The 14,173-nt window shown below is 48.6% G+C and carries 15 protein-coding genes and 1 pseudogene; 9 read left to right on the top strand and 7 right to left on the bottom strand.

Annotated elements, in window-relative coordinates:
- From ACTIE0_RS14180 to ACTIE0_RS14150, 7 genes and pseudogenes are all read right to left on the bottom strand, one after another.
- Nucleotides 1-890, bottom strand: a pseudogene (locus ACTIE0_RS14180) (hypothetical protein); the annotation flags it as partial.
- 49 nt (nucleotides 891-939) lie between these two features.
- Nucleotides 940-1,425, bottom strand: coding sequence for a phage tail protein (locus ACTIE0_RS14175; protein ID WP_006622193.1), 486 nt, complete (start codon nucleotides 1,423-1,425; stop codon nucleotides 940-942).
- A gap of 79 nt (nucleotides 1,426-1,504) precedes the next feature.
- On the bottom strand, nucleotides 1,505-1,729 hold the full coding sequence (locus ACTIE0_RS14170) for a hypothetical protein (protein WP_006622192.1): 225 nt from the start codon (nucleotides 1,727-1,729) through the stop codon (nucleotides 1,505-1,507).
- Nucleotides 1,730-1,739: 10 nt separating this feature from the next.
- On the bottom strand, nucleotides 1,740-4,184 hold the full coding sequence (locus ACTIE0_RS14165; protein WP_006668611.1) for a substrate-binding domain-containing protein: 2,445 nt from the start codon (nucleotides 4,182-4,184) through the stop codon (nucleotides 1,740-1,742).
- 63 nt (nucleotides 4,185-4,247) lie between these two features.
- Nucleotides 4,248-5,306, bottom strand: a complete 1,059-nt coding sequence (locus ACTIE0_RS14160; protein WP_006622190.1) for a type III secretion system chaperone family protein — start codon at nucleotides 5,304-5,306, stop codon at nucleotides 4,248-4,250.
- A gap of 43 nt (nucleotides 5,307-5,349) precedes the next feature.
- Nucleotides 5,350-7,284, bottom strand: coding sequence for an ATP-binding protein (locus ACTIE0_RS14155; RefSeq protein WP_006622189.1), 1,935 nt, complete (start codon nucleotides 7,282-7,284; stop codon nucleotides 5,350-5,352).
- Between the two features lie 24 nt (nucleotides 7,285-7,308).
- Complete coding sequence (locus tag ACTIE0_RS14150) at nucleotides 7,309-8,640, bottom strand: Pvc16 family protein (RefSeq protein WP_006668612.1); 1,332 nt, start codon at nucleotides 8,638-8,640, stop codon at nucleotides 7,309-7,311.
- Between the two features lie 529 nt (nucleotides 8,641-9,169).
- Between ACTIE0_RS14150 and ACTIE0_RS14145 the strand changes: the two genes are divergently transcribed.
- The 9 genes from ACTIE0_RS14145 to ACTIE0_RS14105 all read left to right on the top strand — a co-directional run bounded on the left by ACTIE0_RS14145 (nucleotide 9,170) and on the right by ACTIE0_RS14105 (nucleotide 13,982).
- Complete coding sequence (locus tag ACTIE0_RS14145; protein ID WP_006622186.1) at nucleotides 9,170-10,897, top strand: phage tail sheath family protein; 1,728 nt, start codon at nucleotides 9,170-9,172, stop codon at nucleotides 10,895-10,897.
- 92 nt (nucleotides 10,898-10,989) lie between these two features.
- Complete coding sequence (locus ACTIE0_RS14140) at nucleotides 10,990-11,547, top strand: phage tail protein (protein WP_006622185.1); 558 nt, start codon at nucleotides 10,990-10,992, stop codon at nucleotides 11,545-11,547.
- 3 nt (nucleotides 11,548-11,550) lie between these two features.
- Entirely contained in the window at nucleotides 11,551-11,766 is a 216-nt protein-coding gene (locus ACTIE0_RS14135; RefSeq protein ID WP_439516922.1) for a hypothetical protein, read from the top strand.
- A 59-nt stretch (nucleotides 11,767-11,825) separates the two neighbouring features.
- Nucleotides 11,826-12,329: a phage tail protein gene (locus tag ACTIE0_RS14130; RefSeq protein ID WP_006668613.1), complete on the top strand. Its 504-nt coding sequence runs from the start codon at nucleotides 11,826-11,828 to the stop codon at nucleotides 12,327-12,329.
- A complete protein-coding gene (locus tag ACTIE0_RS14125; protein ID WP_006668614.1) occupies nucleotides 12,326-12,550 on the top strand; it encodes a phage tail protein in 225 nt (74 codons plus the stop codon). The genes ACTIE0_RS14130 and ACTIE0_RS14125 overlap by 4 nt, the downstream gene beginning before the upstream one ends.
- A 2-nt stretch (nucleotides 12,551-12,552) precedes the next feature.
- On the top strand, nucleotides 12,553-13,068 hold the full coding sequence (locus ACTIE0_RS14120) for a phage tail protein (protein WP_231296450.1): 516 nt from the start codon (nucleotides 12,553-12,555) through the stop codon (nucleotides 13,066-13,068).
- 14 nt (nucleotides 13,069-13,082) lie between these two features.
- Complete coding sequence (locus tag ACTIE0_RS14115) at nucleotides 13,083-13,385, top strand: hypothetical protein (RefSeq protein WP_006622181.1); 303 nt, start codon at nucleotides 13,083-13,085, stop codon at nucleotides 13,383-13,385.
- A gap of 46 nt (nucleotides 13,386-13,431) precedes the next feature.
- Nucleotides 13,432-13,842 (top strand): hypothetical protein, encoded by a 411-nt coding sequence (locus tag ACTIE0_RS14110; RefSeq protein ID WP_006622180.1) that lies wholly within the window; start codon nucleotides 13,432-13,434, stop codon nucleotides 13,840-13,842.
- A complete protein-coding gene (locus ACTIE0_RS14105) occupies nucleotides 13,824-13,982 on the top strand; it encodes a DUF6760 family protein (protein WP_006622179.1) in 159 nt (52 codons plus the stop codon). The genes ACTIE0_RS14110 and ACTIE0_RS14105 overlap by 19 nt, the downstream gene beginning before the upstream one ends.
- Nucleotides 13,983-14,173 lie beyond the last annotated feature (191 nt).

The following is a 14,173-nucleotide window of genomic DNA, read 5'->3' as shown; positions in this document are numbered from 1 at the left end:
GGAGATGAATCGGAAGTTTCTGGGAGTCTCTGAATTGGGGAGTCATGAGAAGCGATCGCATTTACATCCACCGAATCGGAAGTTTCTGGGAGTCTCTGAATTGGAGATGAATCGGAAGTTTCTGGGAGTCTCTGAATTGGGGAGTCATGAGAAGCGATCGCATTATTTACATCCACCGAATCCGAAGTTTCTGGGAGTCTCTGAATTGTGGAGTCATGAGAAGCGATCGCATTATTTACATCCACCGAATCGGAAGTTTCTGGGAGTCTCTGAATTAGGGATATGTCGGAAATAGGTTCAGAAGTTGAAGATTTGTATTGTCTTTGTATGGACTCAGGATTAGGGGATTTCGATTCTTCTGTTATTTTGGGGTGTTTGGGAGGATAAAATTTGTTAGATTTTGGAGATATATTATCTCCTAATATGCTTCTAAATATGGTTGACTTTGATGGTGTTGATTTTTGATAATTAACTTTTGTTTGGTCTTGATTAAGATTGTCTAATTCCTCAGATGGTGAATCTAATTCCCGGCTAATTTCAGGTGCTTCTGATGTAAAAATAGCAGATGTTTCTGTGGATTGCGGAATCGATGTTGTCTCTGCATTTGGGGTAAAATCGACAGAGTTAAGTGGCTTTTCTTGGATGATGTTTTGATTACTAAAGTTAGGCTTTGACTCTAATAAAAAAGGACTATCCCACTCATCAAAACTTTGTAATTGTACTCCTTCACCCGCGAATAAAGATAAATCTAAAACTGATATGGAACGCGCACCCAGAGGCTGTAAAAATTTTTGACCTAATGGCGTAGGAGACATTAAAGGATTTTTTACGCCTAAATATGATGGTGAATTTGTATTAGTTGATGTCACGTTATCTGGGTTTTTAGACATACAAATTAAGTAAATTTATGACTTACTATAATATTTGATAATTGTGGTTTTAAAAGTATCCATCATTATCCCGCCTTCTATTAATGGCTGCACCTCCTGCGCCTCGAGGTGTTATGGTCACTTTTAACCCTTCATAAGCTAGGGTTAATTCTTCGATCGCTACTGAACTTCCTTCAGCTTGAAATCCTGGTGCTTTCCAGGAAATAGGAATAGCACCAATCAAAGTCCATGCTTGCATAATTTCCCCCGCTTGATTGAACATCAAAATATTGATATTCCGACGATTATATATGGGATTACTGATGGTAGTTAGCATCCAATCCCAGAAAATTGTGCTATTCGTCATTCCCCGCTTTAAGGTGATGTCGTCAAACTCTGCATGACCAATAAATACTCGCTGTTGGTCATTGACTCCACCTTCTAAATATGCTTCTTTTTGTAAGGTTACTCCGAAGCCAGAACATTCGGAAAATGATGCGGAAATGGTACTTTCCATTTCTACATAAAAGCGATTGGTTGTGATATAATTATACATGGATTATAAGGTATTCCTAGGATGTATGATCAGCATGATTTGCCTGGATATTTATTCACCACAAAATTGAAACCGAAAATTAATGTCGCTCACGGATTAAATTGAGGTCAGAAATTAACATTTCGTAAACTCGTTGTTCAACTTGTTTTTTGAGCATCGGGTCAGCGCGAACTTTTTGGGCGATTTTATACATCAAATCTCCGGGATTATCGCACTGTATTTTCGTGGGTGCGACTAAGCCAATGGGGTGGCTAGGTTGTCCGGGTGGCGGGTGTGGTATTGGGGGTTGATGGTTAGGTTTCATGATTCAGTGATTAAGGATTTGGGTTGAGATTTTGTAAAGGAACTAATCCGGTTTTGATCAGCAGATTTTGTGCTTCTTCGGTTTTCATAATTTCGGCGAATTTCTGCCCGACTGGGGATAAGCTGTTATCAAAGGAATAAACAACAGCCAGAGAATAGGCTAAAGGATATTGTCCGGTTTGAAATTTCTCAACAGATGGATGGTAACTACCTTTATCATTGCACAAATCGGTCGCGGGTGTAATAGGTTGATTGTTATGTTGACTTAGGGGTTGTACCGCTGGTCTCAACCCTTCTGCGATCGCCAGAGGGTAGACCGAACACTGCTGAAAAACTTGACTGAGGGGGCCAAAAGATAGGCTGCCAATTTCCCGTTCTTCAAAATCCTGAAGAACTCTTCTCATGGCTTGAAAAGTGGGGATTTGGCGAATTCTATTGACATTGGTTTCAGTTGTGATAAAATTGTCTGAGGGAGAGCTTTGCCACAGTCGCCGAAATTGGTCGATCGCTCGCTCGGTTTGTAGGACTCGTTCTTCAAAAATGCGGATCGCTTCTGCATCGGTGGGGATGTACAGTTGCACCGGTAAATCTGGCCCTCCTAACTGTTTCCAGTTGTTAATTTCTCCGGTGTATAGTTGTCGCAATTGCTTAATTGATATTTGTCCGTTTAAATTGTGAGGTAAGGAATTCTGGCGGCGCTGGTAACTAAAGGCGACAAACACGGCTAAACCATCATACGCAAAGGGAATAGCATTTAAATCTCTGTCTAAGTCTTGGATTAAGCTGGTAATGGCAAAATCTACCTCTTGGTTGCGAACTTTAGCCAGTGTTTTTTCCGTTGTCGGTTGGGGTTTATAAACCAATTTCATCTGGGGAATGCGCTGTTGTAATTCCTCCTCTAATGTTTTACCTTTTTCTACTAAGTTGCGCTGTCGGATTGCATAATTCCAAACCCCATTTTCATTAGCGGTGTAGCTAAATCTTCCTTTGGGAATAGCAGCAATATCTTTGATGCAACAGGGTAAAAAACGGTGGTCAGCTAGGACTATAGATGGGCGATATAATAACCGCCAGATACCAATTACTCCTAAAAAAGCCAGTAGAAGCAGCAGCAGAATCCATAACCGGGGAAAAGGGCGTTTTGTGTCTTCTTTTTCTAATGTGATCGCTTGATAATTGTGGTCAATTTCCGGTATTTGGGGGAGTGCTTCCCGGGCGGCTTTGGCGTTTTCAAAGGGTATATTGAATCCCAGGAGTCGCAATATAAACTGTTGCAGGGGGGGATAGGTTTCTGGCCAATCTTCGGGGAATTGGTAACGGAAGGTTTGCCCTCGGGTATCAACGGGGGAGGTTAAATTATGTTGCCAATTTCCTTTTAAAAGGTCAAAGGCGATCGCACCTAAAGCCCTTAAATCGAGGCTAGGATCAGCCTGGCTAACCGTGGTTAACCCGGGCTGAAATGGCTTTTCTGTCAGGGTCAAATCGGCTATGTAGACGAGAAATTGGGGGCGGTGAAACTGATGCTGTTCGATGGGTAAAATCAGAATCGTGTCCAGGCTGAGGTTCCCGTGGGCTACAAGTGAGTGAATTTGACCCGAGGGGAGGCGGTATTTCTGGGTGTGGAGGGGTTCGAGGCTTTGCAAAACCTGATCAAGGAAGTGCCGCACTTGGTGGGGAGTCATGGCACCAAATTGGCGGAGGTAGCTTCGCACGCTGGGATAGCTGTTGGAGAGGGTGTGGGTGACCGTGTAGCAGCGGGGTTGGTGGCGGTCGGCGATCGCTTCTGAGGGGACCAGCAGCCGAAAGTCCTGCACCCGACCATCAGCGGGGACTAATCCTGCCACATTTTCAAATACTGTTTTGGTCTGCTGTTCTTCCTGGGGGTTAAAGTGGCGTTGGGGGAGCAGATATTCTTTAATAATGACTGTTTTATTGTTGTTGGTTTGCACTGCTTGATAAAGGCGACCCAGACCCCGACTGCCGATGAAATTGACGATGCGATATCGGCCTTGGTTGCCGATAATTTCCGATTTGGTGGGGAGTATCGCGGGAAATCCGCATTGTAGACAGGTTAAAGCCTGTGGTTCTGCCGCCGTGGGGGATGAGTTAGCCAGGGGGCAGAATAGGGGGTTGCCGTGGGTACAGCGATATTTAGGATAGGGGTTGAGGACACCGGGGCTGACTTCCGCAAGTTGTGGAGGGGTATCGAGGGTTTCGATGTCGTCTGTGTCTTGGGGAATTTCTTCGCCTCGTTTCCGCCGTCGGAGGAGATCTCGGACATCTTCGCGAATGAAGGGTAAAAGCCGAACTACCCACAGGGGGAGAAATCGATAGACTGGAGCGAAGGCATTATAACCTACCCGTCGGACGCGGTGTTGGGCGGTAGCAATGGTGCTTTCTCTGATGGCTTTTGCGGTTCGGGTTTTCGGAATTGGGCGTTGAGGGGGTCTTACCATTACATAAAGGCTCCCAAGAAGCAGGTGTTAGGTAGTCAATTAGGGGGTGAGAAAATAGGATATTTATTCAGCCTCAACTTGGGCGATCGCATCATCGGGGGATGTCCCATTGAGTACAGCAATAATACCTGGGAGGTATTGATCCATCATGGTCACGTTGGTATAAACGAGGGATTCTATTAAAGTCGGGGTGAGGCGATCGCCTTCTACATCGATACTGGTTTTATAACAAACCTCCCCATCAGAATAGTCTAACTCGAAGTTGCCCAGAATCAAACCAGAATTAGCTTTTGTTAATAATTCAGCAATAGCCGATCGCTTTTCCGCAGGAATTGTCAGGGGACAAATCGAGTAAAACAGGAATTGTTGTTCTTCGTCTCTCGCCTGTGCGGAACAACTCCAACGGCCATTGTCGCCAATAAATGCCATTTCTAGGGTAGCCCCCTCCTCTAAGCTAACGTAGTCCCAATCATCTTGGTTAAAAAAGGCAGCCATGATTTGGGAAATGGGGGCAGAAATTGGGGATTCCGAGTCTCCAGTTGGCGGCGCGCCCAATTCCCGGCTAATTTCTTCGATGGCTTGGGTTCCGTGTAACAAAGCCGTTTGAATTTGCGTCCCTAACTGCTGAAAAGCGTCTTTTCCCGTAGCAACCAGTTGACGGAGTTGGTCAGGATTTGCCCAATCCCAAAGGGTACGATAGGCGATCGTTTTGTCTAATTGTTCTTGTCGCACTCCCAAACAAAACCAGTTTTCCGTAAATTGGTGAGGTAGGGGTTCTGGTCCGGGTAGTTGTTGTAGGTGGTTGATGAGAGTAGCCGTCGTGGTTCCGTCCTGGGTGAGTTGAGGCAGCAAACCCGGTTTCAGCATCAATTCTAACGTTAAATTGGTGCAAGGGTCAAATTGGCGATCGATTAAGGGACTACAAACCTCTGGTTTCAAGTTAAACAATTGTTCCTGTTCAATCAATTGATAGGTATCAAAGGATACTTCTAGGGTGAGACAAAAATCAATATCCTTACCATCATTCTCTCTAAAAATACCATTTAAAGCAAGCATTTCAATGGTTAATTTTGAGGGCAAAACAAAGGTCAATATTTGCTTCAAGGAAATCTCTTTTTTCATGTTAATTATTAATTATTAATTATTAATTATTAATTATTAATTATTAAACCCAGCCTTTAACTTCACTATCCATCAAAGGTTTTTCCAATTTCATATATTCACTTTGGGCGGCAGCGAGTAGATGTTTCATCATTACCGGTTCCCCGGCATCAGCAGCCAGAAAAGCCGCATTAAGGGCGATATTGCGGATATTACCCCCAGAAACACTCAAGCGCGCCAATTTCTCAACCGTGAGCCCATCAGTGGGAGTTTCCGAGGGGAAGATACGCCGCCAGATTTCGGCGCGTTGTTTAGCATCGGGAAAGGGGAACTGGACCACAAAACGGATGCGACGGAGAAAAGCGGGGTCGAGCGCCCCCTTCATGTTGGTGGTAAGAATAGCTAAACCTCGGTAGGCCTCCATGCGTTGCAGAAGATAACTAACCTCGATGTTAGCATGGCGATCGTGGGAGTCTTTGACCTCGCTGCGCTTACCAAATAGCGCATCAGCCTCATCGAATAGCAAAATTGCGCCCCCACTTTCGGCAGCATCAAAGACCCGGCGAAGGTTTTTCTCGGTTTCGCCGATATATTTGCTAATCACGGAACTGAGGTCAATTTTGTATAAATCGAGTCGCAAGGCTTGGGCTAAAACTTCCGCCGCCGTGGTTTTCCCCGTCCCACTGGGTCCAGCGAATAGGGCGCTGATACCTAAACCCCGATCGCTTTTTTGACTGAAACCCCAATTTTCATAAACTTGGGAACGTTGGCGGAGGTGAGCCGCCATGGTTTCCAGAACTTGCATTTGAGCTTCTGGGAGAACCAAATCCGCCCAAGTCGCTTTAACTTCGATGCGCTGGGCCATATCTTCCATGCGGGGGCGAGCAAGGACGCGACAAGTATCCCAAAGATGGTCAATAAAGGTTTCGGTATCGTGGGGGGAAATTCCCTGGCTGGCGGTGGTTGTACAAACGGAGAGAATGGCGGGGGAGGGGAGGTTAAATTGGGCGGTAACTCGTTGTAGGTGGCCGTTAAGGTGTGTAACATCTCCCAGGTGTTCTTCCCAATACTGGTACTGTTCCGCAGCGCTGGGGCGGGTAACCTCGAAGTTGAGGAGGGGTCGGGTTCGTTGAGGAAGGCGATCGCGGACGGTAATGATCAGGGGGCTACCGATGCGCTCAATCAGTTGCCAGATACCGTCTCCGTGGCGACTCATTTCCACCTGTTCACAGTCGAGGAGGAGCGCATAGCCTCCTAAAACGGACTCGCGCTCCCATAGTTTTAACATAAGGTTAAATTCTGCGGTGGTCGAGGGGATGCGATCGCCATCACTATGATAGAGTTCCAGGTCTAACTGTTGACAGGCGACCTGTGCGATAGCTTGTCGAGTCGCCATATCTTCCCCGGAAAGCTGGACAACCGGTAACTGAGACTGTTCGCTAAAGCTCGACCAGGTTTGGGCAATTTTTAGGGCGAGTTGTTGATGGGAGGGGACTAACAGGGAGGCTTCCCCAAGGGATTCCACAATGCCGAATAAGCGTTCATCGAGATGCTGTATACCGATGAGATAGTGGAGGATACGTTCGTCAATGCGAATGGGACTGAGGGTCAAAACCGCACCGCCTCCCACTTCGAGTAAACGCCAGCGACGTAGGGGAGCATTGGGTGTTAGGGCGCTCCAATGGGGGCGATCGAGGATATTAAGGGCGAGGCTAAAGGTAGGATAAGGCTTTTGGGGGTCGCCGTGGGCTTCCGCGCAGAGTAGGGGAAATTCCCCATCGAGTTCCATTCCCGCGCACAACAGCAGCAAATCTTGTTCAAAGCTAGACAGCCCAAAGGTCTCGCACAGTTGCTCTAGGACAGGGGGGACGATGAATGGCTCGGTTGTTTCGGATCTGGTTTGCCCATTGGATGCCGCCCGGAGGGCATCCTTAATCCGGGTTAAGGCGAGTATGAGAGTTTGTTGATTCGGTAGTGAATGCCAGTTTGAGTCAGTCATGGGGAATGGAGAGTCGCGTGCTGTTTAATTTATCGCTACTTTAGGTTGAATGTATTGCTCAAAAGTTGGACTGTCGGGGTTGTCGTCTACACTCAGGATACTTTCTGCCCCATCAATTTGGACTCGCACCAGGTATTCTCCCGGTTTGACTTCCCGAATGGGGATGGAGACGGTAGCCGTGGCGCGAGTAATGGGTGGGGCGGTGAATAGGTAGCCGATGGGATTATTGCTATTGGGGTTGCATTCGTTCATCATCACCACAATTCGCTGACCTGGAGCGATCGCCAAGTTAAGGCTAATGCTGAGGGTTCCCGACCGTGGCTCCTCGTCAAATCCATCTAAGTCTAGGACTGTCACTGCATCAATAGTAGGCCGCAAGACGAAGGGGGCGACGTTAGATTCCACTTGGGGAACACGAGCAGGAGTGCTACCGTTAGTGGTGGCTGTACTCCCCCTTCTGCTAGATCGGGACCCGTTACGGGGGGGTACGGGTGGGGCTTGTAGGTGAATTACCTGTAGGCTTTGAACCCCAGCCCGTAGTTGGTCTGTTTCAATTAGGCTCAAGGGGAGCCGTAGTTCTCCGTTGTTGATGACTTGGGGGGTGATTTCTAGTTCACCGATGCGGATTTGGGTTAAGACACCAGAGAGATGCTGGCCACGAATCGAGAGGATGCTGTTACTGAAAATGGGTTGATTTTTACCTCCCACCGCGACCACTTGGGTGATGATGGGTTGTTTGGGAAAGACTGTACTGCCTAAAATGCGATCGCGCACAGGTAGGGCGGAACGTCCGGCGATGTCGCTTTCAATGATGATGACAGTCACTTTGTACACCAGGGACAGGGCGTAGGGGGTTTGGAAGAACACAGACCAGATTTTGGAGAGTTCGTCCGTCGAGACAGAGATAAATTCCGAGCGGATTTGTTCCACTTGTTCCGCTAGGTCGGAGTCCGCGAGGTAGGTAAAGGTGGGGTCGGCGATCGTGGCGCGGATGGTGTCCGCACTCAATACTAACTGGTCTTCCAGGGTTTGGACGACGCTACCCAGTAGGCGCTGGGGTTCGAGATCGCCATCGTTGCCGTAGAAGGATACCACATAGAATAGGTCGATCGCCGCTTGTCTACGACGGGTCATGTCCCCGCGCCGTTGGAAGTTGGGGGTGTCTTGGTTGGTGAGGGCCGGGTTGCGTTTGATATGATACAGGTATAGGTTCACACCTGTTTCGGGAATTGACCCGCTAGAACCGTCTGGGCGCACCGTGGTGACTCGCGCTCCGTCTACGTCTCTTTGAACGGCTCGCTGTAGGATGCGCTGTAAGGTCGCGGTGGCGGTGGCGACGGCTAGATGATTACTCATGGCTGACTGGGCCAGTTATAAGGGGTGGCAATGGTGAGGAGGGGTTTCTGGGGAACTTTGATGTTCATCTCTGATGCTCCTCCACTATTTAATACCACTTTGAGTCTATAGCGATCATTATGAACGGCAGATTATATATATTAACAATTACTTCATATATATTCACATAAGTATAATTAACTCAAAAAAACGTTATCAAAATAAGTATATTTGGTCGAGATTTCGGTGTAGTATTTTGAACAACTCCAAATTATTGCGTAAGCTTGGATGGATAAAGCACATCCTAGAAATGATAAATAGGTAAAAGACCCAGCATGAGCAGGTTGTGGATTATCCACGCTATGCTGATTTTCAAAATTTATCCATCCGGTTGATCAGAAAAAATGGGTTTAAAACCTCGTCCCTCTAGACATGAAACTGTAAGACCAAAACTAACGAGCGTTAGTGGAGGCAGGATTCAGCCCCAGAGTCCCCACGCATTTAGGCTGGGGAGTGTCCAAACTGCCCACTCTCAGGGAGAAAGATTTTTATGGCTAGGCTTGACTATTTTGCACCTGGCGTTTACATTGAGGAGGTCGATCGCGGCTCTCGACCTCTTCAGGGTGTTCCCACCGCTGTAGCCGGATTTGTCGGTTTCACGGAAGATATCCGAGGTGGGGCTGAACCTTTTAAGCCGATGTTAGTCACCAGTTGGAAGCAGTATCTGGAATACTTCGGTCGAACCAACTCGGACGGTTTCACCGACTTCGGAGCCTATCTTCCCTTTTCAGTTTACGGTTGGTTTCTCAACGGCGGCGGTCGGTGCTGGATTACTAGCATGGGAACAGGACTCCCCGGTTCTCCTAAGCCGGAAGTGACGGAAACGGGAACCGAAATTGTCAACCGCGCTAATCGTCCTTCGTTAAGATTTTCGATCCGTGAGAGTTCCCAAGATGGTGCTTCGGAAAGTTCCCTAGCCGACAGTTCGCAAAACGGGTTCCTGGCTGTGAGCGATCGCTCTATCCGGGTGCAAATTACCGAAGGGTATCCGAAACCCCCCAGCGAAGAAACGGAAGCATCAGAAGCGATCGTTACTGCTAATACAGGGGAATTTTTCACCATAGTGATCCGCCAGGGAAGTGAGGAACTCGAACGGTTCCCGCACCTGAGTATGAATCCAGACATCGAAACAGCAGTAGCCGATTATGTGGTTAGCGCCCTCGAAGAATCCCAGTACATTCTAGCCACAGATTTGGCTATCAGTGGTAGTCCCCTGGCTCGCCGCCCGTCTAACGGCATTTATGAAGTCAGCCCTCCGGCAATTATAGCAGAAACCGACAACTTAGCGCGCCATGTGGAAGGCGTGAGGGAGGATCGCACCGGGATTCGCGGCCTATTTGAAATTGACGAAATAACTATCGTCTGTTGTCCCGACTTAATGAAAGTCTACGAACAGGGATTGATTGATCAAGATCAACTCCACGGACTAATGGACTTGATGGTGAGTATGTGCGAGGGAGCCGCAGACGGAGACATCCCCAACGCCCCCAACCGGATGATCATCCTTGACCCGCCGCCTGATCGGGTGAAACCGCAGGATATCAGCCGTTGGTTAAGCCAAGAATTTAACCGGCGATCGCAATTTGCCGCCCTGTACTACCCGTGGATTTTAGTTCCGAACCCCCGCAACGCCGGACGGCCCATAGCTATTCCCCCCAGCGGCCACATGGCAGGAGTATGGGCGCGGGTGGACGAAACCCGGGGGGTTTACAAAGCACCTGCTAACGAAGTACCAAGGGGTGTGATCGGTCTGACTCACCCGTGCAACTTCCGAGAACAGGAACTGCTGAACCCTATTGGCATCAACTGTATCCGGCCCTTTGATAACCGGGGTATCAGGATCTGGGGCGCTCGTACCTTGGTCGAACCCGACAAAACCGAATGGCGCTATATCAACGTTCGCCGTCTGATGAGCTACATCGAGAAGTCCATCGAAAACGGTACCCAGTGGGTGGTGTTTGAACCCAACGACGAAGACCTATGGCAGCGGGTCAAACGCACTATTAGCAGCTTCCTGACTGAATTATGGCGATCGGGAGCGCTGACGGGTGGCAGTCCCAGCGAGGCTTTTTATGTCAAGTGCGATGCTGAACTAAATAGCCCCCAAAGCATGATGCTGGGTCGCCTGTTTGTGGAAGTGGGTGTTTGTCCAGTGCGTCCGGCTGAATTTGTGGTGTTCCGCATCAGTCAGTGGACCGCTGAGGGTGACGGCGAATAAGCCAACTCTCTTAAATCTCTGCCTCCAAAACCAACCCATTGGAGGCAGTCGAGATTTTTTTGATATTTACACTTAAACAAGGGAATCGAATCATGAGTAGTGCTGCTCCGGTTTTTACCACTACCGCCACCCGGTATCAAATTGATTTTCGCAATGATACTGTCGGGAATATTGTCCAAAATGCTTATATCAAAAGTATGGCAGCCCTGACCTACGAGGGAAAAGTAGCCGGAGGTGATAAAGCCTTGGGTTCTGGTCGCAAAGGTCGCCGGGTTCGCCAAAGTACGATCGCCGGTTATGAAAGCAACCCATCAATGACGATCGAAACCTACATCAGCGACGACCCCAACGATGCCAGTCGCCAGCTATTTGCTTGGTTCAAAGCCTGTCTACCACCCGAAGAGGGAGGAGAAGGGAAATGGTCTCAGTACCGGGCTAGTGGTTCTGTGGTGCTGTATTCTCCTGACGGAGAAGAGGTTTTACGCTGGAACCTGGAACGTGCTTGGCCGAAAAAATATTCCATTGCTGATATGGACTCGACCTCGGGAGATTTGGCGGTTGAAACCTACGAAATCGTTGCTGAAATGATTACCAAAGAGGTGGCTCTGGGCGGTCAAGTTGCCAGTATGAGGAGTGGGGCTGCGGTTTAATTTATGGGTAGGTGGGTGCATCAGTATCGGGCGCGGGTGCAGAATTGGCTGGTTTTCCCGTCCCCTGAAAGAAGGGCGGGTGCAGAATTGGCTGGTTTTCCCGTCCCCTCAAAGAAGGGCGGGTGCAGAATTGGCTGGTTTTCCCGTCCCCTGAAAGAAGGGCGGGTGCAGGTAGTTGGCTGGTTTTCCCGTGGCGGATCTAGCACCCGCCCCTACTAGCACCCGCCCCTACAAAGCCTTCAGGGCGCTTATCGGTTAGGTTAGGAGAGATTTAAATTATGGCCTATGAATATTTGACTTCTGCGCGGTTTTACTTTGAATTTGGCAATAATACTCGTTTGCTAATTTCCAAAGTGAGTGGGATTTCTATTAGTATTGACCCAGCCGCAGAGGGGCAGTCGATCGGTTCGGGAAAAAACGTGAAAAGTGAAACTCAAATTACGCCCGCATCCGTAACCTTTGAAAATATGACTCTGGAGTTTGTGACTACCGCTGAAAATGATGCCCTGGTAAAATGGTATCTCGACTGTCATCCCCCGGCGATGATTGGTGGTAAAACTGACGCGATCGCCAAGGTGAGTGATGCTTCCTTGGTACTTTACAAACAGGATGGCTCCGAGGGGGCTCGTTGGAATTTGAGGGACTGTCTCCCCGCCAAGTATACGACCACCCAAGCTAGTTCAGATGCAACAGATCTGTTTAAGGAAACCATTGAAATCAGCCATTCGGGGTTGCAGAAAGTCCCAACTTTAGGAACAACTATTGTCATCCCCCGGCGATGATTGGTGGTAAAACTGACGCGATCGCCAAGGTGAGTGATGCTTCCTTGGTACTTTACAAACAGGATGGCTCCGAGGGGGCTCGTTGGAATTTGAGGGACTGTCTCCCCGCCAAGTATACGACCACCCAAGCTAGTTCAGATGCAACAGATCTGTTTAAGGAAACCATTGAAATCAGCCATTCGGGGTTGCAGAAAGTCCCAACTTTAGGAACAACTATTTAGTTGTGGTATCAGCTATGATTGGTGATTTAATCAACCAAAAACGTGATCTCTATGAAGTTCTGACCGCCTGCCGTTTTTATGTGGCTTTGCATTTAGACGGCGGCCGGGATGATGTGGATGGCTACTTTATGGAGTGCCGAGGGTTCAAATATTCCCAGACCGTCATTACCCACCATGAGGTATTCCCGAAAAGGTGGGGAAAGGCGACTCGAGGTCAGGTGATTTGCACTAAACTTCCGGGTAACGAAAATGTTGATAATTTTTCTCTGCGTCGGGGACTAACGGCTTCAACTACACTGTGGGATTGGATCGCCAACGTCCATGATGGCGGTTGGTCATCTAAGTTTAAAAATGGTTTTTTGACCATTTACCGTCAGGATAGTTCCGAAGGGGCGCGGTTTGCTTTTAGCCGAGGCTGGCCGGTTAGTTATAGCATCACCGATAATATGGCATCGGGAAGCGATTTGGCGCTTGAGGAGTTGGAAATTGCTTGTGAAGGGTTTGAACGAGTCTTGTAGGTGGCGATTAAACCATGCAAACGGAGTTTGAGTTTACCTTACCCAAAGGCTATTTAGATCCCGATGGCAACTTGCACCAGCGGGGGGTGATGCGGCTGTCGCGGGCGATCGATGAGATTGTCCCCCTCCGCGATCCTCGCGTACAGATGAATCCCGCCTATGCAACTGTGATTATCCTGGCCAGGGTGATTACTGAACTGGGTAGTTTGGAGGAAGTGTCGCCGGCGGTCATTGAAAATATGTTTGCCGTAGACTTAGCCTATCTCCAGGACTTCTACCGCGAAATTAACGGCCTGGTCAAGTCCGAGTCGGATTGAAAATCAAAAGTCGAACCTAAGAAACCGGGTTTCTATCTGATGTCGGATGGGAATTCCAGACCCTCTTAGAAACGGGGTTTCTCAAACTCCCTACTCCCTACTCCCCCATCTAATGTCACCCGAAAACTTACCTTTGAGACAATTTCCCTTTACCCTCCCGGTCGGATTGTTGGACGGGGAGGGAACTTGGCATCGAGAGGGAATCATGCGATCGCTGACAGGGTGGGATGAACTGTTCCGGGAAAGGGATCTGCGGGTTTTGGACAATCCCGCCTACGGGATTTTAGTCATGCTGTCCCGGGCAATTGTCCGCTTGGGGGAGATTTCTCCAGTCACGCCAGATGTATTGGAGGGATTGTTTTTACCAGATCTCGACTATTTACAGGCGGTATATAATCAGATCAATCCACCAGAAGCAAGGATTTCTCGGACGGGGGAGTGGCGGGCTACCCCCTAGAGGATTTGTATCGGGAGGTAGCCTTTATTGCTTTTTATTTCCACTGGTCTCGGGCTGATATTCTGAATCTCGAACATGGAGAACGACAACACTGGATCGGGGAAATTGCCGATTTGGTTCGGGGAGAATTGGGAGAATAATTCCGTTCCCCCGTGCAAATACGCGGTTCGCTCATTACTATGGTTAGGAGGCTATCCTGATGAAAATACAACGCCGTAAAAAACGCCAAAACGAAAGTCCAGCAGCCCCTGTGCAGGCACAATTTCAGTCCCGGCCGTTTCAGGATGCCAACTTTGCCCCCCCGGACAAACAAGCCCCCCCGCCGGAACGC

It is taken from the genome of Limnospira sp., assembly GCF_051859755.1.
GTDB classification, from domain to species: Bacteria; Cyanobacteriota; Cyanobacteriia; order Cyanobacteriales; family Microcoleaceae; genus Limnospira; species Limnospira fusiformis.
This window is presented reverse-complemented; position numbering and strand designations above follow the sequence as displayed.